This window comes from Polaribacter litorisediminis (assembly GCF_019968605.1).
Lineage (GTDB): Bacteria > Bacteroidota > Bacteroidia > Flavobacteriales > Flavobacteriaceae > Polaribacter > Polaribacter litorisediminis.
Genome location: NZ_CP082966.1, coordinates 2854610 through 2877364 on the forward strand (window position 1 = coordinate 2854610; position 22755 = coordinate 2877364).

19 protein-coding genes are annotated in these 22755 nt (G+C 32.2%); 9 read left to right on the top strand and 10 right to left on the bottom strand.

What is annotated here, in order from left to right:
- Positions 1–146: 146 nt before the first annotated feature.
- The 3 genes from K8354_RS12185 to ade form a co-directional block, all read right to left on the bottom strand.
- Positions 147–743: a PhnA domain-containing protein gene (locus tag K8354_RS12185; protein ID WP_223440093.1), complete on the bottom strand. Its 597-nt coding sequence runs from the start codon at positions 741–743 to the stop codon at positions 147–149.
- Positions 744–934: 191 nt separating this feature from the next.
- Positions 935–1249, bottom strand: a complete 315-nt coding sequence (locus tag K8354_RS12190) for a GIY-YIG nuclease family protein (RefSeq protein ID WP_223440095.1) — start codon at positions 1247–1249, stop codon at positions 935–937.
- A 48-nt stretch (positions 1250–1297) separates the two neighbouring features.
- The gene (gene ade, locus K8354_RS12195; RefSeq protein WP_223440100.1) at positions 1298–2917 is read right to left on the bottom strand and encodes an adenine deaminase; all 1620 of its coding nucleotides are present in this window, start codon (positions 2915–2917) and stop codon (positions 1298–1300) included.
- An 80-nt stretch (positions 2918–2997) separates the two neighbouring features.
- Between ade and K8354_RS12200 the strand changes: the two genes are divergently transcribed.
- Together K8354_RS12200 and K8354_RS12205 are read left to right on the top strand one after the other, a co-directional pair.
- On the top strand, positions 2998–6027 hold the full coding sequence (locus K8354_RS12200; protein ID WP_223440108.1) for an aminotransferase class III-fold pyridoxal phosphate-dependent enzyme: 3030 nt from the start codon (positions 2998–3000) through the stop codon (positions 6025–6027).
- Between the two features lie 45 nt (positions 6028–6072).
- A complete protein-coding gene (locus tag K8354_RS12205; protein ID WP_223440117.1) occupies positions 6073–9351 on the top strand; it encodes an amidohydrolase family protein in 3279 nt (1092 codons plus the stop codon).
- Positions 9352–9938: 587 nt separating this feature from the next.
- On the opposite strand, the gene K8354_RS12215 is transcribed toward K8354_RS12205, so the two are convergent.
- The 6 genes from K8354_RS12215 to K8354_RS12240 all read right to left on the bottom strand — a co-directional run bounded on the left by K8354_RS12215 (position 9939) and on the right by K8354_RS12240 (position 17763).
- Positions 9939–10487 (bottom strand): 5-formyltetrahydrofolate cyclo-ligase, encoded by a 549-nt coding sequence (locus K8354_RS12215; protein ID WP_223440124.1) that lies wholly within the window; start codon positions 10485–10487, stop codon positions 9939–9941.
- A 102-nt stretch (positions 10488–10589) separates the two neighbouring features.
- Positions 10590–11837, bottom strand: a complete 1248-nt coding sequence (locus tag K8354_RS12220; RefSeq protein WP_223440132.1) for an NAD(P)/FAD-dependent oxidoreductase — start codon at positions 11835–11837, stop codon at positions 10590–10592.
- A gap of 461 nt (positions 11838–12298) precedes the next feature.
- Positions 12299–13309, bottom strand: coding sequence for a 4-hydroxyproline epimerase (locus tag K8354_RS12225; RefSeq protein WP_223440134.1), 1011 nt, complete (start codon positions 13307–13309; stop codon positions 12299–12301).
- The gene (locus K8354_RS12230) at positions 13302–15023 is read right to left on the bottom strand and encodes a DUF885 domain-containing protein (protein WP_223440136.1); all 1722 of its coding nucleotides are present in this window, start codon (positions 15021–15023) and stop codon (positions 13302–13304) included. Before K8354_RS12230 ends, K8354_RS12225 begins: the two co-directional genes overlap by 8 nt.
- Before the next feature lie 11 nt (positions 15024–15034).
- Entirely contained in the window at positions 15035–16603 is a 1569-nt protein-coding gene (locus K8354_RS12235) for an aldehyde dehydrogenase (NADP(+)) (RefSeq protein WP_223440138.1), read from the bottom strand.
- Positions 16604–16806: 203 nt separating this feature from the next.
- Positions 16807–17763 (bottom strand): dihydrodipicolinate synthase family protein, encoded by a 957-nt coding sequence (locus K8354_RS12240; RefSeq protein ID WP_223440140.1) that lies wholly within the window; start codon positions 17761–17763, stop codon positions 16807–16809.
- Positions 17764–17909: 146 nt separating this feature from the next.
- Between K8354_RS12240 and K8354_RS12245 the strand changes: the two genes are divergently transcribed.
- On the top strand, positions 17910–18758 hold the full coding sequence (locus tag K8354_RS12245) for an AraC family transcriptional regulator (RefSeq protein ID WP_223440141.1): 849 nt from the start codon (positions 17910–17912) through the stop codon (positions 18756–18758).
- 39 nt (positions 18759–18797) lie between these two features.
- Here the strand turns inward: K8354_RS12245 and K8354_RS12250 are convergent, their stop codons facing one another.
- The gene (locus K8354_RS12250) at positions 18798–19166 is read right to left on the bottom strand and encodes an MmcQ/YjbR family DNA-binding protein (protein WP_223440143.1); all 369 of its coding nucleotides are present in this window, start codon (positions 19164–19166) and stop codon (positions 18798–18800) included.
- Between the two features lie 133 nt (positions 19167–19299).
- Between K8354_RS12250 and K8354_RS12255 the strand changes: the two genes are divergently transcribed.
- The 6 genes from K8354_RS12255 (at position 19300) to K8354_RS12280 (ending at position 22751) form a co-directional block, all read left to right on the top strand.
- On the top strand, positions 19300–20280 hold the full coding sequence (locus K8354_RS12255; RefSeq protein ID WP_223440145.1) for a CorA family divalent cation transporter: 981 nt from the start codon (positions 19300–19302) through the stop codon (positions 20278–20280).
- A gap of 213 nt (positions 20281–20493) precedes the next feature.
- Positions 20494–20994 carry an RNA polymerase sigma factor gene (locus K8354_RS12260; RefSeq protein WP_223440153.1) on the top strand — a complete coding sequence of 167 codons (501 nt, stop codon included), beginning with the start codon at positions 20494–20496 and terminating at the stop codon, positions 20992–20994.
- A gap of 3 nt (positions 20995–20997) precedes the next feature.
- On the top strand, positions 20998–21609 hold the full coding sequence (locus K8354_RS12265; RefSeq protein ID WP_223440155.1) for a hypothetical protein: 612 nt from the start codon (positions 20998–21000) through the stop codon (positions 21607–21609).
- 228 nt (positions 21610–21837) lie between these two features.
- Positions 21838–22179, top strand: coding sequence for a type II toxin-antitoxin system RelE/ParE family toxin (locus K8354_RS12270; RefSeq protein ID WP_223440157.1), 342 nt, complete (start codon positions 21838–21840; stop codon positions 22177–22179).
- Positions 22180–22181: 2 nt separating this feature from the next.
- Positions 22182–22511 carry a helix-turn-helix domain-containing protein gene (locus K8354_RS12275; protein ID WP_223440159.1) on the top strand — a complete coding sequence of 110 codons (330 nt, stop codon included), beginning with the start codon at positions 22182–22184 and terminating at the stop codon, positions 22509–22511.
- 81 nt (positions 22512–22592) lie between these two features.
- A complete protein-coding gene (locus K8354_RS12280; protein ID WP_437440128.1) occupies positions 22593–22751 on the top strand; it encodes a CorA family divalent cation transporter in 159 nt (52 codons plus the stop codon).
- Positions 22752–22755: the final 4 nt, after the last annotated feature.

Genomic DNA, 22755 nt, shown 5'->3' on the forward strand with positions numbered 1-22755 from the left:
CGTTACTTGTATTTTTACAATTATTTTGCAATTCAGTATATTTAAAACCAATTTACGTCATCTTCTACGCTTGTAAAAATTTTTTTCTTGGGTCTCGAACAGACAGTATATATAAATTCAATTTTTTAACAATCAAATAACTAAAATTACTCTTTTTCAGCCATTTTCTTCACATAATCAGTAATAATTACAATCTGTGTGGGCCCTACTTTACCCTCAATATATTTTGCATTTTCATGATCTAAGGAAATTCTTCTTACCGTAGTACCTTGTTTTGCAACCAAACTAGAACCTTTTACTTTTAAATCTTTTACTAAAACAACAGCATCTCCAGCTTGTAAAATAACACCATTGGCATCTCTGTGAATTATCTTTTCACTTTCATCTAAATGATCTCCAGATTCTTTTGCAAAACGCAAATCATCGTCTTCCAAATACATCATGTCCAACAAATCTTTTGGCCAGCCTTCATTTCTTAAACGCGATAGCATTCTCCAAGCCACAACTTTTACAGCTCTGTGCTCACTCCACATCGAGTCGTTTAAACAACGCCAATGATTTGCATCCATTTCTTCCGGGTTATCCATTTGAGAACTACAAGTTTGGCAAGTTAACAAACTTCCATCAACGCCACCTCCGCCTGTAATCGTTGGTTTTACATCGTAAATTGATAAACTATCTTTTGATGCACACAATTCGCATTGATTGCCACTTCTATTTTCTAAATCTTGTTGTAAACTCATATTATTTTTGTTTGATCTGGGCAAATGTAGCGATTTATTTGAAGCAATTTCCTGCTTTTCGCACTCGCTTTGTGCCCAAAAGCGTAAGAGCTCAAACAGGTCGTTCAATCAGGGCTAGACTTGTTTGCTAGCTGTTTGATAATATTCGTATGAAGTCAGTTTTGTCATTCCCTTGAAAAAGGGAATCCATACTAATCTATTAAAAGATTATCATACCAATCTTTAGCTAAATCCCTCCAACCGATATTCTCTTTTTCTATCAACTCAATTTTCCAACTTCTGTTCCATTTTTTTAGTCTTTTTTCTCTTTCAATTGCCTCTTCAATATTTTGAAAAGTTTCAAAATAGACCAGTCTATTTACTCCGTATTTAAAGGTAAAACCTTTTTTAATTCCCATTTTATGCTCATAAACTCTTCTTTGCAAATCATTTGTTACACCAATGTATAGAGTACCTCTTATTTTACTTGCCAATAAATAAACATAATATTGATGAATGGTTTTCATTTTTATTTTTTAAGTATGGATTCCCACTTTCGTGGGAATGACAGACGACTATATTTCCAAAGAAGTAAACTGAAACGTATTCCCATCAAACAAACCTTTATCAGATAATTTTAAAGACGGAATCACCAACAACGCCATAAACGACAAACTCATATAAGGTGCTCGTAATTTACTTCCCATTTCTTTTGCCATTTTATCCAGTTTTGCATAAGATTTTCCAATTTCTTGAGCCGATTTATCAGACATAATACCAGCAACGGGCAAAGGAAGAATTTTTTCTTCGGATGCATTTACCGCACAAACTCCGCCTCTATTTTCAATGACTAGATTTACCGCCTTACAAATCATTTTATCAGAAACCCCAACAGCAATAATATTATGAGAATCGTGCCCCACAGAACTTGCAATAGCGCCTTCTTTCAATCCGATATTTTTGATAAATGCGATTGCGGGCTTATCATTCTTATAACGATTTACAACTGTCATTTTTAAAATATCAGTTTTTGTGTTTGAAACTAAATTTCCATCTTCAATTAATGCATCAGCTTCAATTTGGTTTGTGACTAATTCGCCGTCTAAAGCTTCAATTACACTTATTTTTTTAGAAGAAGACTCGAATTTAAAATCAGACACTTTCTTTGTATCCGTATTAAAATTATTGAGCACTTCAAAATTGACGTCCTGTATAAAACTTTTTCCGTTTTTGGCAACCAATTCGCCGTTTATATAAGTTTCTAAAACAGTAAAATTCTTTAAATTATCCACCATAATAAAATCAGCAAAATCTCCTTTTTGCAGCAAACCAACCTCTAAATTATAATGTTTTACAGGATTTACGCAAGCTGCTTGTAGTACTTTAAAAACATCAATTCCTTTGGCAACTGCTCTTTCACATAATCGATTGATATGACCTAACAACAAATCATCAGGATGTTTATCGTCTGAACAAAACATCATATTTTCGAAATGCTCTGGCAACAAATCAATCAAGGCTTCAAAGTTTTTGGCAGCAGAACCCTCTCTAATAATCACTTTCATTCGTTTTACCAATTTCTCTTTGGCTTCTTCAAAAGAAAAACATTCGTGATCTGTAGAAATTCCCGCTGCAATATATTTTGTAGCATCTTCTCCTCTTAATCCTGGAGCATGGCCATCTATAGGCTTGTTATTGTTTTTGGCGTGTTGAATTTTTTGAAGCACCTCTTCATCATCAAACAAAACACCAGGATAATTCATCATTTCTGCCAAATATTTAATATCCGGATTTTCCATCATCAATTTAATATCATCAGCATCAATAATAGCGCCAGCACTTTCAAAAGAAGTTGCAGGAACACAAGAGGGTGCTCCAAAATTGAATTTTAACGGAACTTTCTTTCCGTTTTCAATCATAAAATCAACTCCTTTTACACCTAAAACATTGGCAATTTCGTGCGGATCAGAAACCGTAGCAACTGTTCCGTGTATTACTGCAATTTTTGCAAACTCAGAAGGCACTAACATCGAACTTTCTATATGAATATGTGCATCAACAAAACCAGGAAGAATATAATTTTCTATAGTGTGATTGCACTTTCTAATCGCCACAATTCGTTTCTTTTCAACTTCAATTTCTCCCTTAAAAATGATGTTATTTACTACATCTACAATGTTCCCTTGTACAATCATTTTAAAACTATTTTACACAAAACTACAAATAATAAAAGTTGTTGTGAGGTACATCCTAAACTTTATCTTATTTTTAGTTCATGAAAACCGACCAGAGAAAACCAACCAAAAAAGAAGCAGAGGAAATTCTTTTTAGGGTATACAACATCAGAGGAACTGCATCAGCATTACCCGGTGAAATTGATGCTAATTTCAGCATAAAAATTGAGGGTAAAAATGAATATATTTTAAAAATAAGTCCTAAAAACACAGCTAAAAGCGAATTAGATTTTCAGCAAAAAATCCTTCAACATCTTAATGAGAAGGATATTTCTTTAAAGAGTCCGAAGGTAATTTTGGATACCAATAAAAACTCTATTTCTGAAATTAGTATCGACTCCAACACCACGCTAAAAGTTCGGTTATTAACTTGGATTGATGCCAGAGTTTGGTCTTCTGTAAATCCGCAATTAACTGATTTACGTTTTAGTTTAGGAGAAAAAGCAGGAGAAATTACCAACAACTTACAAGATTTTCATCATCCGAAAGCAAAGAGAACCTTTGCTTGGGATATCGCTCAAGGTGTATGGATAAAAGAGTATTTACACCTTTTTAAAAATGAAGAAAAAGCAACAATTTCTTACTTTTTAAACAAGTTTGAAGCTTTCCAAAAGGAATATCAAAACTTAAGAAAAAGCGTTGTGCATAATGATGCTAACGACAACAATGTTTTGGTATCCGGAGATTTAATACACCCAAAAGTAACAGCCATTATCGATTTTGGTGATGCTATAAAAACCCAAATCATAAACGACGTTGCTATTACTTGTTGTTATGCAATGATGCATCATACAGATCCTTTAGAAGCAAGTTTACCAATCATAAAAGGATATCATTCTAAATTTCCATTAGCAGAAAAAGAGTTGGAATTTTTGTACGTTTTAATTGCCATGCGATTGGTAATTTCAGTAACCAAATCAGCGATTAACAAAATAGAACATCCAGAAAATGAATATTTATTAATCTCTGAAAAAACTGCTTGGGATTTACTGAATAATTGGCAAAATGTTTCTGAAGATTTTGCACACTATAGTTTCAGAAATGCATGCGGATTTTTAGCACATCCAAATCAACAAGAATTTGAAAATTGGGCAAAGGGAGCATCATTTTCATTGTCAGAATTGTTTCCAACGATCAACCGAAATGAAATTCATCATTTAGATTTGAGCGTTTCCAGCACTTTTCCTGGACATCAAAAAGAGTTTAATAATTTAGATGTATTTCAATTTAAAATAGAGCAACTTCAAAAAGAGGTTCCGAATAAAATTTTAGCTGGAGGCTATCTAGAACCTAGAAATCTATATACTTCAACGGAATATGATACTGTTGGAAATTATGGCAAGCAAAGCAGAACCATTCATTTAGGAATTGATTTTTGGCTGCCCGAAAACACCCCTGTTCACGCACTTTTTGATGGCGAAGTTGTGATTGTAGAAAATGATCAGGGCGATAAAGAATATGGCGGATTAATCGTTTTAAAACATCAACAAAAAGATTTTTGTTTCTATACTTTATATGGCCATAATACGGCTGCAAGTGTTTTGAGCTACAAGCTTGGAGATACCATCAAAAAAGGAGAACAAATTGCTGTTTTGGCAAATTATCCTGAAAACGGAAATTGGGCGCCACATTTACATTTTCAAGTAATGCTTTCTTTATTAGATTACAAAACTGATTTTCCTGGCGTGGCGTATTTTAATCAAATTGATGTTTGGAAAAGCCTATGTCCAAACCCCAATTTACTATTTAAACTGGATGGTTTTAAAGAGAATTTAATTGACGATGTTGATGAAATTCTTACACAAAGAAAACAGCATTTGGGCAAAGGAATGAGTTTGCAATACCAGAAACCATTGCACATTGTAAAAGGTGCTAACCAATATCTAATCGATGCTTTTGGGCGAAAATATTTAGATACTGTAAATAATGTCGCCCATGTAGGTCATGAAAATTTTAAGGCTGTAAAAGCGGGTCAAAATCAAATGGCATTGCTAAACACCAACACTCGTTATTTACATGAGAACATCACTATTTTGGCAGAAGAATTGTTAGCTACGTTACCCAAAGAAATCTCAGTGTTACATTTTGTAAATTCAGGCAGCGAGGCGAATGAGCTCGCCATTAGAATGGTAAAAACCTGCACAAATTCTGATGAAATTATTGCTAGTGAACATGGGTATCATGGAAATACAAATGAAACCATCAATATTTCTTCCTATAAATTTGATGGAAAAGGCGGAAAAGGAAAACCTAAAAACACGCATATTTTCCCAATTCCTGATGTATTTAAAGGAAAATATCGTGGAGAAAATACAGCCGATAATTATGCTGAAGAAATTCAAGTTTTAATTGATGAAATTCATCAACAACATAAAAAAGTTGGCGGCTTTATTATAGAACCCATTATTTCTTGTGGCGGACAAGTGGAATTACCCGAAGGATTTTTAAAACAAGCTTATCAAATCGTAAAAAAAGCGGGCGGATTGTGTATTTCTGATGAAGTACAAACCGGTATTGGACGCATGGGCAAAACCTTTTGGGGTTTTCAATTGCATGATGTGATTCCTGATATCGTTACCATCGGTAAACCCTTAGGAAACGGACATCCCATTGCCGCAGTTGCGTGTACCGAAGAAGTAGCCCAAAAATTTGCAAACGGAATGGAGTTCTTTAACACTTTTGGTGGAAATCCTGTTTCCTGTGCAATTGCCACAGAAGTTTTACGCGAAGTAAAAAGAGAAAAATTGCAAGAAAATGCCTTAGAAGTTGGTGGTTTTTTAAAGTCTAAATTCATAAAATTATCTCATAAATTTCCGATTATTGGCGATGTTCGAGGACAAGGTTTGTTTTTAGGTATTGAGCTGGTTGATAAACATTTAAATCCGCTTGCAGAAAAAACTGATTATGTCATAAATAGAATGAAAGAATTCGGAATTTTAATGAGTTCAGATGGTCCTGATCATAACGTAATCAAGATAAAACCACCGATTACTTTTACAAAAGAAAATGCCCAAGAAGTTATTTTCTACTTACAAAAAATCCTTGGTGAAGATTTTATGAAACAAAACTAAAATATAAATCATATCTTTATAAACCATACTATTTAATCAACCCTTATGACGTATAAAAAATTAATTCTACTGTTTGTTTTATTCACTACAATGCTAACAAACGCTCAAAAAAAGGAAGAGAAACCCAAAGATTGGGATGTAAACAATCCTCATAAAGATTGGAAATACAACACCTTTAATCTTAAAACAGATGAAGGAACCTGGATGAATTTAGATGTTTCCCCAGACGGAAAAACCATCGTTTTTGATTTATTAGGAGATATTTATACGATGCCTATTTCTGGAGGAGAAGCAACTATTTTACGTTCTGGTTTGGCATACGAAGTACAACCAAGATTCAGCCCGAACGGGAACTATATTTCTTTTACAAGTGATGCAGAAGGCGGAAATAATATTTGGGTGATGACGGCAGATGGCAAGAATGCCAAATCTATTACCAAAGAAAAGTTTAGATTGTTAAACAATGCTGTTTGGACACCCGACGGGACGTCTTTAGTAGCCCGAAAACATTACACCTCACAACGTTCTGTAGGCGCAGGCGAAATGTGGCAATATCCGCTTTCGGGAGCTGCCGGATTGCAACTAACCAAAAGAAAAAATGATCAACAAGACGTCAATGATCCCTCAATTTCCTCTGATGGAAAGCACTTATATTATGCAGAAGACATGTATCCAGGAGGCGCTTTTCAATATAATAAAGATCCGAATAAACAGATTTATGTCATCAACCAGTATAATTTTGAAACTGGTAAAACCGAACGCATTACGGGAGGACCTGGAGGAGCTGCACGTCCTGTTATTTCTAATAACGGAAAATTTTTAGCCTTTGTAAAACGGGTAAGAACAAAGTCTGTTTTATACATTCATGAACTGGAATCTGGAAAAGAATGGCCTATTTATGAGAACTTAAGCAAGGATCAAAGTGAAGCTTGGGCTGTTTTTGGCGTGTATCCTCATTTTTCTTGGATGCCCAATGACAAAGACATTATTATTTGGGCTCAAGGAAAAATTAATAAAATTAATATTGAGAGTAAACAGATAGAAAACATCCCTTTTCAAGTAAACACAAAAATTAAATTGGCAAAAACACATCGGGTTCAAAGAAAAGTTTTTGAAGAGGAGTTTACGTCAAAAATGATTAAAAATGTACAAACTTCACCTGACGGAAAAACCATCGTTTTTACCTCTTTAGGTCATATTTATAAAAAAACAGTACCCGAAGGGATCCCAACAAGAATAACCACTTTATCTGATTTTGAAGCAGAACCTAGTTTTTCTTCGGATGGAAAATCAATTTTGTTTGTTACCTGGAATGATGAAAATTTAGGCGCTATTTATAAAGTTAATGTAGATGGTTCTGGTTTAGAGAAAATTACACAAGAAAAAGGAATTTATAGAACTCCAACGTATAATAGCTCAGATTCTAAAATTGTATATCGCAAAGAAGCTGGAAATGGAGACCAAGGTTTTGATTATACTAAAAAGACAGGAATTTATTTGGCAAATGCCGATGGAAAAGCTGCTAAAAGAGTTTCTAAAACAGGAGAATTTCCAAGTTTTTCTGCCGATAATCAACGTATTTTCTTTCAAACTGGAGGTTCCTTTTTTGGAGGTTTAACTAAAAATTTAAAAAGTGTTGATTTAAATGGAAAAGACGAAAGAAGTCATTTTTCTTCAAAATTAGCAAACAGATTAGCACCAAGTCCTGATAATCAATGGATTGCTTTTATACACTTACACAAACTTTTTGTGGCTCCTTTTGTCATGAATGGGAGTGAAATAAACTTAGATCAAAATACGAAATCTTTTCATGTAGAAAGCTTGTCTAAAAATGCAGGCATCAACTTACATTGGTCTACGAACAATGAAAAAGTTCATTGGACTTTAGGGGATTCCTATTTTACAAAATCTGTGGTCAACAATACACAAAATCCGTTTGCAAAAACTAATTTAGTGTCAGCAGAAGAGGAAGAAATTAAAATTAATCTAAAAGAAAAATCGGACGTTCCTGAAGGGCGCATTGCATTTAAAAATGCTCGAATTATTACCATGGACGGTGATAAAATTATTGAAGAAGGTACCATCATCATCCGAAATAATAAAATAGAAAAAGTTGGTAAAACAAGCTCTATTACCATTCCGTCAGATGCGAAAGTATACGATATGAATGGCAAAACCATTATGCCAGGAATGGTAGATGTTCATGCTCATGTGGGTGCTTTCAGAAACGGATTAAGCACACAAAAGCATTGGCAATTTTATGCAAATTTAGCTTTTGGAGTAACCACTTCTCATGATCCTTCTGTACATACAGCAGCTGCTTTTACTTTAGAAGAATTGCAAAGAAGCGGCCAATTAGTAGGTCCGCGACTATTTTCTACAGGATTTATTTTATACGGTGCAGAAGGCGATTTTAAAGCCGTTGTAAATAATTTAGACGATGCGCGTTTTGCCATTGCAAGAACCAAAGCTTTTGGTGCAAAATCAATAAAAAGTTACAATCAACCCAGAAGAGAACAGCGTCAGCAAATTATGCAAGCAGCCAGAGAATTAGGTGTAAATGTAGTTCCTGAAGGAGGTTCAAATTTCTATTCGAACATGTCTATGATTTTTGATGGTCATACAGGAATTGAACACAATATTCCTGTAAATCCAGTATATAAAGATGTTTTATCACTGTGGAAAAATAGTAAAACTGGCTATACGCCAACCTTAATTGTAAATTATGGAGGGATGAATGGCGAGTTTGAATGGTATCAAAAAACAAATGTTTGGGAAAACAAAACCTTACTAAACTATACGCCAAGATATGTAGTGGATTCAAGATCAAGACACAGAACAATGGTGCCTGAAGAAGAGTATAAAAACGGACATGTTTTAACTTCTGAAACCGTAACTGCTCTGGCTAACGAAGGTGTAAAAGTAAATTTAGGTGCGCATGGACAGTTGCAAGGTTTAGGTGCTCACTGGGAATTATGGATGCTGCAACAAGGTGGTTTATCGAATCATGAAGCCTTAAAAGCAGCTACCATAAATGGTGCAGATTATATTGGGGTTGCTGATGAATTAGGTTCTTTAGAAAAAGGAAAATTAGCAGACTTAATTATTTTAAGTAAGAATCCATTAGAGGATATTAAAAACTCAAATTCGGTGATGTATACCATGGTTAATGGTCGTTTATACGATGTAAGTAGCATGAACGAAATTGGAAATTACGATAACAAAAGAACCAAGTTTTACTTTGAAATGGATGGTTACAATCAAGGTGTGCCTGTAAATATGAATACGAATAGTTTTACGACGCCTACTTGTAGTTGTCATTAGAAAAAATCAATGTGAATTGGAATGGGCTTTAGCCCATTTTTATAATAGCCATAAAATTGATAGGCTTTAGCCAAAACATTACAAAACTGTGAGGTTAATATTTGGCTAAAGCCTTTTTATTCTTTTATCTCATTACAACAAGTTGAAACTTGTTGTAATTGAAGCGTAAAAAAAAACATTCTATAAACAAATTATATTATTTTGGATACATCACATCATCCAAAGGAACATCAAACGCATTAATATCATCAATTTTAGCAATAGGTTTAAAGAAATTTAAGCCTATTTTTTTTACATCTTTTTTACATTTTGATAAAAACCGATCGTAAAAACCTTTACCATAACCAATTCTATAATTATCGTTATTAGAAATTAAAAGTCATTAGAAAAAATCAATGTGAATTGGAATGGACTTTAGCCCATTTTTATAATGACCATAAAATTGATATGCTTTAGCCAAAACATTACAAAACTGTGAGGTTAATATTTGGCTAAAGCCTTTTTATTCTTTTATCTAATTACAACAAGTTGAAACTTGTTGTAATTGAAGCGTAAAAAACAACCTTCTATAAACAAATCAAATTATATTATTTTGGATACATCACATCATCCAAAGGAACATCAAACGCATTAATATCATCAATTTTAGCAATAGGTTTAAAGAAATTTAAGCCTATTTTTTTTACATCTTTTTTGCATTTTGATAAAAACCGATCGTAAAAACCTTTACCATAACCAATTCTATAATTATCGTTATTAGAAATTAAAAGCGGCACAAATACCAAATCTATTTCAGTTTCTAAAACGGACTCAGCGTTTTTAGGCTCTGGGATTCCGTGTTTGCTGATTACTATTTCAGTATTTTCTTCTAAATAAAAATGCGTTAATGTGTTATCGGTGAAATCGCTTTTGCTTACTATTATTCTTTTCTGATGCTTTCTAAAATAGTCGATGATTGGTGTTGTACTTATCTCTTTAAATTTGTCTAAAGTGAGAAAAATATGAATATTATTTATCTCAGAAATATCTAAATCATAAATTTGATTGTAGATATTTTCTTGCATTTTTTGAATTTGTTCAAAAATTAATGCATTGCGCTTTAGCTTGTATATTTTTCTTAATTCAGATTTTATCATCAACTCAAAAATAACGTATTTTTAAATATGAAAACCAGTAGTTTTACGACTCCTATTTTTGGTTGTCATTAATTTTCAAATAAAAACTTCACCTCATCAGATTTAAAACTTTCTACTAGGATTGTAAAAACTTACATCTAAGGATGTTTTTTTATCAGAAATAATTTCAGAAACTAATTTTCCTGTTGCAGGCCCTAAACTCCACCCCATCATTGCATGGCCCGTTGCAATTGTTAAATTAATACAATGTAGAGATTTTCCTATGTAAGGCAATCCATCTGGAGAACAAGGTCTTAAACCACATTTCGCAGCGTCTTTTTCTGGTTGATTTATATGCAGTCCTGAATAGTAACTTTCACCTGCTTTTGCAATTGCATGTACTCTTTTTGTATTAATTTTATGATTAATACCACCAATTTCCATCGTGCCCGCAAAACGGGTAAATCCATTCATGGGTGTAACTGCCACTTTCGCTTCTACCAAAATTGCCGGAATTGTAATTTTAGTATCTCTAGCTGTATTGATGCTATACCCTTTTCCTGCTTGAATTGGTATATTGATCTTAAATTTTTTAGCAAATTTTTGCGACCAAGAACCCGTTGCTAAAACAAACTCATCACCAGTAATAGTCTTACTTTTTGTTTTTATAGATTTAATTTCACCTAACACAATTTCAGCATCTAAAACTTCTTCATCACCTAAAATAGTTACACCATTTCGTTCCAAATACGCTTTTAGTTGTTGCATAAAATTATTAGGAGTCATGTGAGCATCCGAATGATAATAAACAGCTCCTTTAATATTTAAATCAATACCGGGCTCTAGCTTTTGAGTTTCTTCTTTTGTTAAATTTTCAACTTTTAAGCCTTCTTTTATGGCTCTTTCTCCAACATTCCATTCTTCTTCTCCAGCTTTATCCGTTTTATAAAACATCAATAAACCTTTATGGTCAAACGAAAAATTAAAAGTTTGTGATGCTTTTAAATCTTTATATAGCTCTCGACTAAAAACATTAATGTCTTTTAGTGCCGGAATTGCTTTTTCTACTTTCGCTTTGGTTGCCGATTTTTTAAAAGCCAAAGACCATTTTAAGAACTCTTTATCTAGTCTTGGTTTTACATAAAAAGGACTTGACGAATTGAACATCCATTTTATTCCTTTTGAAATCATTCCGGGAGCAGCTAATGGTATAAAATGACTTGGAGTTATGTAACCTGCATTCACATAAGAAGCTCCTTTTGAAAAATCAGACTTATCCACTACTGTAACCTTATGACCTTCTTTTTGTAAATAATATGCAGAACAAAGTCCAATTATTCCACCTCCAATAACTACTACTTCCTTGCTCATTATTCCAACTTAAAATCCCTAATTAGTGCTCTATCTTGCCAGTATTCAATAAAATAAATCTAATTTTTTTTTAAAATACTTTCTTGCTTTTCCTTGATATCCATGCCGTTGACTTCAGAAAATTAATAAATCAAATTTTTTATCTGCATTACCAAAGTTTCTGAAAATTTAAAAGTTGTAAAAGTATATACATGATCATCCATTCTTTTATAAACTGATACCAATGCTGCATTAAAAATTTTTGAATTTACACTAATCATTCTGTTTGACGAAATATTGGTAGCATAAAAATTCTTTGCAATTTCTTGTAAAACGCTAAAGTGCTTCTAATAAAACTTTCTTTATAGCTGTTCATGTTCTTTAGTTATACAATTAGCACCTAATTTTTATTGATTCTTTGACGTGAAAGTTCGCTGCAACAATGCTTTTTAAAAATTAAGTTCTTTTCTTTTTTCATGATTTTAGATCACACTAAATCCATAAGCATAAGGATCATCTTCTGTATTAATAGTAATGGTATTTTGCCCGTAAATCTTTGCCCAACCTTTTATACTAGGAATAATCGCTAATTTTCCATTTAATGTGGTTTCTTCCTCTATAACTCCTGTAAAAGTACTACCAATAAAACTTTCGTGAATAAAATTTTCGCCAACTTTTAGTTTTCCTTTAGCATATAATTGTGCTAATCTTGCTGAAGTGCCCGTTCCACAAGGACTTCTATCGATGGCTTTATCACCATAAAAAACAGCATTTCTTCCATTAGAAGTAGGGTCAATAGGAGTTCCAGTCCATAGCATGTGCGTTACATCTTTGATACTTTCGTTTTCTGGATGCACAAATAGATTGGGATATTTTTGATTAATTCGCTCCCTTAAAACTTGAGAATATTGAATGATTTTTGTTGCTGTAAAATCTTGAATTCCGCTAAAATTTTTCTGAGGATCTACAATTGCATAAAAGTTTCCTCCATAAGCAACATCAAAAGTAAGTTCTCCTAATTCATCACAATCTATGGTTAAATTTTCGGCAGCTAGATAACTTTTTACATTGGTTAACTTTACCCATTCAACTTTTTCATTTTTCAACGAATATGCTATTTCAACCAAACCCGCAGGGGCTTCCATTTTTATTTTCCCTGGGATTTTAGGCGTAATTAAACCTTCTTCAATGGCGATGGTAATAGTACCGATAGTTCCATGACCGCACATGGGCAAACAACCCGAAGTTTCTATAAATAAAACAGCAAAATCGTTTTCCGGATTATGAGGTGGATATAATATAGATCCACTCATCATGTCATGACCCCTAGGCTCAAACATTAACCCTTTTCTTATCCAATCATATTCTTTTAGAAAATGCAACCGCTTTTCATTCATGGTTTTTCCAACCAAATCAGGGCCACCTTTTTTTATGACTCTAACAGGGTTTCCACAAGTATGAGCATCTATGCAAACAAACGTATGTTTACTCATTTTTTGTATTATTGATGTAGTTGTTGATACGTTCTTCTAAAATAGATAAAGTAACCGTACCCTGTTCTAAAACAACTTCGTGAAAGTTTCTAATATCAAATTTATCACCTAATTCATTTTCTGCTTTTTTACGCATTTCACGAATTTTGAGTTCTCCTATTTTATAGGACAATGCTTGACCTGGCCAAGAAATATAACGATCTGTTTCCGTGGTTACCTCATGTATAGAGAGTGCTGTATTTTGTGACAAATAATTAATCATTTGTTGTCTTGTCCAACCTTTTGCATGCACCCCTGTATCTACCACCAACCTACAAGCTCGCCACATTTCATAGGTCAGCTGCCCAAATTTTTCATAAGGTGTGGTGTAAATACCCATTTCAGCAACCAAATATTCAGTATACAATCCCCACCCTTCACCAAAAGCAGATAAGTATAAATTTCTTCTAAATTGGGGAATTGTTTCTGGTAATTCGTTGTTTAATGACATTTGTAAATGATGCCCAGGAACAGCTTCATGAGCGGTAAGTGCTGGAATTGTATACAACGTTCTACTTGGTAAATTATAGGTGTTTACCCAGTAAAACCCTGCAGTCGTCTCGCTTCTAGAACCTGAATATCTACCTCCTGTATAATTTGGGGCTAAATCTGCAGGAACAGGAACAACACCATAAGGTTTTCTAGGTAAAGTTTTAAAATATTTTGGCAATTCTGCATCAATTCTTTTGGCAATATCCCTTGCAAACATCAACAATTCTTTGGCCGTTTTTGGATAAAATTGTTCGTCCGTTCTCAAAAATTCTATAAATTCTGCAAAACTTCCTTTAAAACCTAAATCGTCAATAATTTTTTGCATTTCTGCTTTAATTCTTGCAACTTCCTTTAAACCAATTTGATGTATATCTTCTGCCGTATATTGATTACTTGTTGTGAAATAATCAATTCTATTTTGATAAAATGCTTCTCCATTTGGTGTGCTAGAAACGCCAAGCTCTTTTCGGGTATTTGGCAAATATTCGTTTTCAAAAAACTGTTTAATTTTTTGATATTCACCAACTACATTATTTTTAACACTAGTTTTTGCCACTTTTATGACGGAATCTTTGTATGTTTCCGAGAATGATTCAGGTAAATTTAAAAATGGTTTGTAAAATTCACTTTTGGTAACATCTGCAACAATATGTTTATCATAAGTAATGTTGTAATTATTAAATATAGCACTAGGTTGCGCCATTCCCTCTTTTACTGCAGTTTTTAATAAGCTAAAATTATACGAAACTCTATTTGGCAAATCCTCTAATCTTTGAAGATAGTTTTTTACTTGTTTTTTATTTTTAAAACGAGTGCTTGCCATTCTACTAAAATTTAAATGAAACGCATTCTCATTTGTAATTGTATTTAAATACGTTTTGTAATTGTGTGCGTCTATTTTATCCTGTAATACAAAAAGCAATAAATCTTTAGATATTTTATCAGACTCAGATAAACCTTCAGATGAAATCTGGTCCAATTCCTTTATTAGATTTTTAGAAAACTCGGCCTCAGCTTGATAATATTTTGCTGTGTTCTCAACAGATGCATACCGGTCAAATTCATATTTTCTATCTGATTCGTACCTATTAATGATCTCCTGTAGTTGCTCAACTTCTGTCGTTTTTTCACATGAGAACAAGACCAATAGTAATGTTAAAAATGTGAATTTTAGATTTTTCATTTGTTATTGTATTATAGAGTCCCGTTCATATTTCTTTTAATTCCCAGTGGATTCTCATTCTGTAGTTCTGCTGGCAATAAATGATTTGGCCAATCTTGATAACTAAAAGGACGCACCCAACGTTTTATAGAAGCGATCCCCACGGCAGAAAAACGACTATCTGTTGATGCTGGATATGGCCCTCCATGAACCATAGATTCACAAACCTCAACACCCGTTGGCACACCGTTAAAAATAATTCTACCAACTCTATTTTGTAGTGCCGCAATTACAGCTTGATAGTTGCTCACTTCGTTTTCATCAGAAATAACGGTTCCTGTTAATTGCCCTTCTAAACTCACAATTACTTGTTCTAATTCATCGGTGTCTTCACACTGAACAACCATTGAAAAAGGTCCAAAAACTTCTAAATGTAAGGTAGCGTTTTCTAAGAATGTTTTTCCATCAACTGAGACAACTGCTTGTTGTGCATAATTATTTTCAACATCAGATTCATAATTTGCTGTAACACGAACATAATCTTGAGAAACTACCTTTTCTTTATTGGCATTGTATCCTTTTTTGATGTTGGGATGCAACATACAAGAAGGATTTATATCCATAATTTCTTGGGATAAATTATTAACAAAAGTGCTCAAAGCATCACTTTTAATTCCTAATAATAAACCCGGATTTGTACAAAACTGACCTGTTCCTAAAGTGATCGAACCTGCATACGTTTTTGCAATTTCTGCTTGTCTATTTTCTAAGGCTTTTGGTAAAATTACTACAGGATTTATACTGCCCATTTCTGCAAACACAGGAATTGGTTCAGCTCGTTTAGCGGCTAAATCTAACAAGGCTCTTCCTCCACGAATACTTCCTGTAAAACCAACTGCTTTTACTTTTGGATTCGAAACTAATTGTTGCCCAACCTCTATTCCACTTGAATTTAGGTTCGAAAAAACGCCATTTGGCATTCCTGTTTTTTTTGCTGCTTTTACAATTGCCGACGCTACCAAAGCTCCTGTTCCCGCATGCATTGGATGCGATTTTACAATCACCGAACAACCTGCGGCTAATGCTGCTGCTGTATCTCCACCTGCGGTTGAATATGCTAAAGGGAAATTACTTGCTCCAAATACCACAACTGGCCCTAAAGGAATTAGCATTTTTCTGATATCCGATTTTGGCATTGGTTCTCTGTTTGGCTGCGCAGCATCTATAGTTGCTTCCACCCAAGACCCTTCTGCTACTAAATTTGCAAAACTTCTTAATTGCCCAACGGTTCTGCCTCTTTCTCCTTTTGCTCTTCCTTCTGGCAAACCAGTTTCTGAACAATACATTTGAATTAGTTCATCATCTAATGCTAAAATTTCATCTGCAATTGTGTTTAGAAATTCGGCTTTTTTAGTTCCTGATATTATTCTGAATTCTTTAAATGCCTCTGAAGCTAAATCAACTGCTTTATTTATTTCTTCTATTGATGCTTCTGTAAAAACAGTTTCGTTTTCTTTATTTAATTCTGGGTTATAGGTTTTAAATGTTTTATTGCCTTTGGCTGATTCTAAATTACCTATGTAGTTTTTTCCTGTAGTCATCTTTACTTATTTTTTTAATGCTTTTTTTCAAATTTACTCATTTATAAGCTACTTTTTTTGATAATAGGTGTTTTTGAAGTAATACCTTGAAATGAAAAACCTTTTCTCATAACCATCTCTAGAATTATGAAAAACGTGTTATAAAGCTTCCATTATGCTTTCTGTAGAAACGAACCTTTCTCATTTTTGAATATTTGAAAAGATCAACTTATTAAGTCCAGAACTTCAAGTCTTTCTTTCGCCAATATATATCTTGCACGTACATCATCAATTTGCTGTTTCGTTAATTTCTTACCAAAAGTACGCAGCCCTCCAGCAACATCATTATGATGAATTCCCATAGCAAGCTTAAGATATTCCATAAGCAGCGGCTGAGCATCCAGATACGATAAGGAATTTAAAGCCTGAGAAATTTTGTTTGCCTTAGCCCATTCTCCATTTAAAACATGCTCCTGCATAGTAACACTTGCTTTAGGGAAGATCGTACCTACACCTGTAATTCCACCACATGCTCCAGCGAGCCCTGCATGAACTGTGACTGTGTCTACTCCTGCCAAAATTTTTAAATCTTTGTTCTCTAACATCAGCGTTTCAATAATTGAAACATCTATGGTCGATATTTTAAGAGCAGTTACTTTAGGCAGCACAGAAAGTCTTAAAAGAAGGTCAGTTGAGAGTGCATGATAACCTGCTGCATCAGGATTGTTATAAGGCATAATTGTTACGCCTACATCTTTTGCAGTTGCTTCAGAGAGTGCATAGTACTCATACATTTCTTTTTCAGAAGGAACCGCCTTCGTTTTTGGTGGCATAACCATGACGGTATCAACTCCTACTGTTGCAAGTCCTTCAATGATTTTTGCAAGTTCTTCCTTAGTTTCTGCTGAAGCTCCGCTGATTAAAGGAACATTGTATTCTTTAGCAACCTCAGAAAGGGATTTCAATAAAGAAAGACGCTGTTTATTGCTCAGGTAGCTATTCTCACCTAGAGTACCAGAACCTACAAGTCCGCTCATTCTGCTTCCGCCCTTTCCTTGAACTTTTAAAATACCTGCGGCCTGTTTTTGTGTTGCATCAAGGTCAATTTCAAGAGCGCCGGATTTTGACTCTTTCAGCCATGTAAACACTGCAGGCATTACACCATCCCAATTACATTTCATTTTGCTATAATTTGTTTGATATAAAATTATGAATCCTAATTCTTTTAAATTAGGATTAAACTATTCAATTTTAATACTATATTATCCTTAGCAAATACCAAAAGTGTATTTTTGAATAACTTTGTATCAACAATAAGTTAACTTCCATGAAAGTTTTACCTTTTAAAATTCCGAAGCCAGAAAATAATGCATTGATTTATCAAGAAGATATTGAATTTGTTTTTTACGATAAATTACATCAACATGAGGAGATTCAGATTAGTTTTATTGAAATAGGAACAGGAACTTTATTGGTAGGAGATACCATTTCTAGTTATGCTGAAAATGATATTTTTATTTTAGGAAGTAACTTACCGCACGCTTTTAAGAGCGATAAGAAGGAAGCAGAAAAGTCTAAAATGTTGACTTTATTTTTTACTAAAACTTCTTTTGGGGAATCCTTTTTTGAATTGAATGAGTTTACAGAAATTAAGGGTTTCTTTTCAAAATCTTTACAAGGTTCTATTCTGAAAACCAATCAAACTGAAATTATTAAACTCTTTTTAAGATTAAAAAAGGCCTCTAAATTTGAGCGTTTTATGTTGTTTTTAAAGATTTTAAAAATTATTTCTAACTTTAAAACCGAACCGCTTTCTAGTTTTGTTCATCGTAAAAAATATTCTGATACTGAAGGGAAAAGAATGAGAACTATTTTTGAATTCACGATGGAAAATGCCCATCAAAAAATTTCTTTAGAAGACATTGCGGGTATTGCAAACATGACTAAAAATGCGTTCTGCAAGTATTTTAAAAAGCGAACAAATAAAACCTATATTAGTTTTTTAACAGAAGTAAGAATTGAGAATGCTTGTAAGTTTTTAAAATCTAAGGAAGAATTTTCAATCGGGGATATTGCTTATAAATCAGGATTTTATAACATTTCAAATTTTAATAGAAAATTTAAAGAAATCAAGAAAATGACACCTTTACAGTATAAATTTTATCATGGAATTTAAGTAAATCTGCTCTGGTCAAGAAAACTAAATTAAGCTACTTTACAGTGCCTCTAATTCTTTTTGTAATTTCTTAGTCAGTCCTTTTACCACTAAATCATAAGAATGGTTGATGAGTTCTTTAACCAAAGCGTCAGAAACATCCGCAGTATTTATGGTTACTGTGTTCCAAAGTCTTTTGTTCATATGCCAGCCAGGCTTAATGCCTTCATATGCTGCTCTTAACTCTTCTGCTTTGTCTGGATCACATTTTAAGTTGATACTTTCTTCTCTTTTTTCCCAAGCATCTAAACTCGATAATGCAAACATTTTATGCATCACTTTAAAAACTAAAGTAACCTCGTCAAAAGGAAAATGTTCCGTGACTCCCTTTTTAGCTATACAAAAATCTCTTAACTCTTCGATATTCATTTTTGGTTTTTTTGGTTTTTGATAAGAAATAATTATCTGGATATCATTTTTAAAAGATATAAAAATATAATTAAAATGAACTTTTAGGAATTTAAAAGTATCTTTATAAAACCAAATCTACAATAAATTTATGATGGAGCAGGAATTTTTAAAACATACATCACTTATTAGTTATTCCGCTAAAAGTTATCAAAAAAACTATTATGAATCTGTTTCAGACATTATTTTATCTAATAAAACGCCTTCTACAGAATGGATAAATACCTATGGAAATAAATATTCAGAAATTTTTAAGACGATTGTGGCAAATAACAACTTAGATGATTTTTTAATGAAATTATTTATGGATGATGAACATTCTAATAAAGTGATTTTACTAGACGATTTGGTTTTTGTTTCTACTCGGGTATTAATTACAAAAAGTGAAACCTTAGAATCTGAACAAATGCTTTTTGTGGTTTCCTCTAGTTATTTATGGAGTATTCAGGAAAAAGTTGGTGATTATTTTGATTGGATTCGAGAGCGTTTAAAAGGGAATAAAGGAATCGTTAGAAGAAAAAAAACAGACTATTTATTGTTTTTAATTTTAGAATCTATTGTTGATAATTACCAAGAAACCTATCAAAAAAATGCAGAATTAAGTGCTGATAAATTAAACTCTACTCAAATAAAACCTACTCCTGAATTTACATCTTTGGTTGAAAAAAGAAAACAGGAATTGTTCAATTTTAAGAAAGCAACCCTAAGTTTACGCGATACGATTATCAAATTAGAAAAAATAGAAATCGATAATTTTAATGTAAAATATTTTAGTGAATTAAAAGAACAAACGAGTAATTTAGTTTCTAATATCGATTTTGAGTTGCAAGAATTAGAAAGTAAAATCAATTTAATTTTTAGTATTCAAGGACATCGTTTAAATGAGGTGATGAAAACGTTGACGATTTTGTCTGTGATTTTTATTCCGCTTACTTTTTTAGCTGGAATTTACGGAATGAATTTCGAGAATATACCAGAACTAAAATTCAAATATGGATACTTCGCTTTATTGGGAATTATGGTTTTAGTAACTTTTGGTGCCGTTTGGTATTTTAAACGTAAGAAGTGGTTTTGAGAATTATTTAGTTTGTTTCTAAAATTAAAAAAACAAAACCTTCCTAACTCTGCATATACAAACCTGTGCTGAACTTGATTCCGTATTGAGACTCCGCTATTGAAACTTAGCTATTAAAAATAGTTGACAAACATTAAAAACTTAAAAAAACCATTCAAAACTGTGATTTTTAAAAAACATTTACGAATAATGGTATATAAACAATAGCCAAAAGTGAGTTCATTAAAGAAAACAGAGAGATTTCAAAAAATCATACAAGAAAACAAAGGAATCTTATATAAAGTTATCAATATATACTGTAAGGGTATTGAAGACAAAAAAGACCTAGAACAAGAAATATTGATTCAGTTATGGAGTTCTTTAAAAAACTACAATGAAAACTATAAACTCTCTACTTGGATTTATAAAATAGCAATGAATGTTTCAATTTCTTTCTATAGAAAAAACAAACTTAGAAATACCACAACACATTTACCGATTGATTCAATCTTCATAGAAGGAGAAGTTGATCAAGAAACTGATGAGTTCAAACATCAAAAAAAAGTTTTAAATATATTCATTGATAAACTAAATGAATTCGACAAAGCGATAATCATACTTTATATGGAAGAATACAACTATAAGGAAATTGCTGACATCATTGGTATTTCTGAAACAAATGTAGGAACTAAAATCAATAGAATTAAGAAGAAACTTAAAGAAAAAATAAATTAGATTATGGATTTAAAAGAATTTAAAGAAGTTTGGAAAAAAGAGCAGAATGAACTGATTTCTAGAATTGATATTAATGAAAAAAAAATTGGTGAGTTAGAATTTGAAAAATCAAAAAATGAATTTGACAAATACATAAACACATCTATTATGGGTAGAAACTTTGCATTGATTTATTTTATGATATCAATTTTGCTTGCGTCCCAATTATTTAATGATGAACTGTATAGTATTCCTGCTCTTATTGGAGGTTTTGCGATGCTTTTCTCTTTCTTTCAACATTTACCATTAAAGAAACCCAATTATAGTTTAATGACTATTATTGAATTACAAAGAACAATTAATTCTTTTAGAATACATACATTAAAATACTCAAAATTTGATACTGGAATTGTTATTCTATGGCTTTTATCAATAATACCTGTTTTACTTAAATTAAGTTTTAAAATTTCTATTTTAAGCAATTTCTATAGTTTAATTATATATAGTTTAATTGGAGTCATCGCTATTATAATTATAATAAAATACTTGCCTTTTGATGTTTACAAAAAATGGGATTTAGAATTGAAAAATGCTGAGAAACAATTGAATGAGGTTAGAAAATTTGAAGCAGAATAGCGTTTGGCAACAAAAAAGTATAAAATTTATGGTAACTTTAAAGAAAAATTGTAAAACCAAAACAACCAATTAACATTTGTACTAGACTGAAAATCTTACGGCTTTTAAGCCGCACAAATCTTATACAATCCCGTTCGGGAATTCTTATAAAGAAAATCATAAAACAACTAAAAGTTTCAATATATAGAAACTTTTAGTTAGCTTTGTTGTCTAAATTGCAAAAAAGGAATGAACCCTAAATTTGAAGTTATATTTTTAGAACAAGCTATTGAATTTGTGGAAAATTTAGACAATAAAACGAGAATGAAAATATTCTATAATATTGATAAAGCTAAATTGACCAATGACCCTAAACTCTTTAAAAAACTAAAAGATGAAATTTGGGAATTTAGAACAAAATATAGCGGAATTCAAATTAGACTTTTTGCTTTTTGGGATAAATCTGCGAAAACGGAAACATTAGTAATATCAACTCATGGAATTATTAAAAAAGTAAATAAAGTCCCAAGATCAGATATTGAAAAAGCAGAAAAATTGAGAATAGATTATTTTAATCATAAAAAACTTTAAAAATGGAAACTTCTAAAAAAATGAGAATGATGAGTTTAGACCAACTTAAAGACAAACATCTTGGAGAAGTTGGAACAGATGAAAGAGATAAATATGAATTTGACTTAAAAATTGAAATTCTTGGAGATATGATAAAATCTGTAAGAAAAGAAAGACATTTAACTCAGGAACAATTAGGTAAATTAATTGGAGTGCAAAAATCTCAAATATCAAAACTTGAGAGAAATACTAGAAATGTTACCATTGAAACAATTTTGAAGGTATTTAAAGCTCTGAAAACGAATATCAAATTTAGTATAGAAATGAACGAGGAAGAATTTAAAATAGCTTAAAAGTGCTACTAGTAATAAAGTGCAAAATTAATTGCTTGCTCTTTATATACTTCTGAAAATCCTCGCGACTTTCTATCGGTAATTTTTATTCCGCTTACCTTTTTAGCGAGAATTTACGAAATAAATTTCGAGAATATTCCTAAACTTAAAAACCCAAATGGCTATTTTATTTTATTGGGTGTTATGGTTTTAGTAACCTTTGGTTCCGTTTGGTATTTTAAACGTAAGAAGTGGTTTTGAGAAT

Bases quoted from the DNA above. Each gene is read 5' to 3' on its own strand.
- K8354_RS12185 (WP_223440093.1), bottom strand. From the start codon at position 743: ATGAGTTTACAACAAGATTTAGAAAATAGAAGTGGCAATCAATGCGAA.
- K8354_RS12190 (WP_223440095.1), bottom strand. From the start codon at position 1,249: ATGAAAACCATTCATCAATATTATGTTTATTTATTGGCAAGTAAAATA.
- ade (WP_223440100.1), bottom strand. From the start codon at position 2,917: ATGATTGTACAAGGGAACATTGTAGATGTAGTAAATAACATCATTTTT.
- K8354_RS12200 (WP_223440108.1), top strand. From the start codon at position 2,998: ATGAAAACCGACCAGAGAAAACCAACCAAAAAAGAAGCAGAGGAAATT.
- K8354_RS12205 (WP_223440117.1), top strand. From the start codon at position 6,073: ATGACGTATAAAAAATTAATTCTACTGTTTGTTTTATTCACTACAATG.
- K8354_RS12215 (WP_223440124.1), bottom strand. From the start codon at position 10,487: ATGATAAAATCTGAATTAAGAAAAATATACAAGCTAAAGCGCAATGCA.
- K8354_RS12220 (WP_223440132.1), bottom strand. From the start codon at position 11,837: ATGAGCAAGGAAGTAGTAGTTATTGGAGGTGGAATAATTGGACTTTGT.
- K8354_RS12225 (WP_223440134.1), bottom strand. From the start codon at position 13,309: ATGAGTAAACATACGTTTGTTTGCATAGATGCTCATACTTGTGGAAAC.
- K8354_RS12230 (WP_223440136.1), bottom strand. From the start codon at position 15,023: ATGAAAAATCTAAAATTCACATTTTTAACATTACTATTGGTCTTGTTC.
- K8354_RS12235 (WP_223440138.1), bottom strand. From the start codon at position 16,603: ATGACTACAGGAAAAAACTACATAGGTAATTTAGAATCAGCCAAAGGC.
- K8354_RS12240 (WP_223440140.1), bottom strand. From the start codon at position 17,763: ATGAAATGTAATTGGGATGGTGTAATGCCTGCAGTGTTTACATGGCTG.
- K8354_RS12245 (WP_223440141.1), top strand. From the start codon at position 17,910: ATGAAAGTTTTACCTTTTAAAATTCCGAAGCCAGAAAATAATGCATTG.
- K8354_RS12250 (WP_223440143.1), bottom strand. From the start codon at position 19,166: ATGAATATCGAAGAGTTAAGAGATTTTTGTATAGCTAAAAAGGGAGTC.
- K8354_RS12255 (WP_223440145.1), top strand. From the start codon at position 19,300: ATGGAGCAGGAATTTTTAAAACATACATCACTTATTAGTTATTCCGCT.
- K8354_RS12265 (WP_223440155.1), top strand. From the start codon at position 20,998: ATGGATTTAAAAGAATTTAAAGAAGTTTGGAAAAAAGAGCAGAATGAA.
- K8354_RS12270 (WP_223440157.1), top strand. From the start codon at position 21,838: ATGAACCCTAAATTTGAAGTTATATTTTTAGAACAAGCTATTGAATTT.
- K8354_RS12275 (WP_223440159.1), top strand. From the start codon at position 22,182: ATGGAAACTTCTAAAAAAATGAGAATGATGAGTTTAGACCAACTTAAA.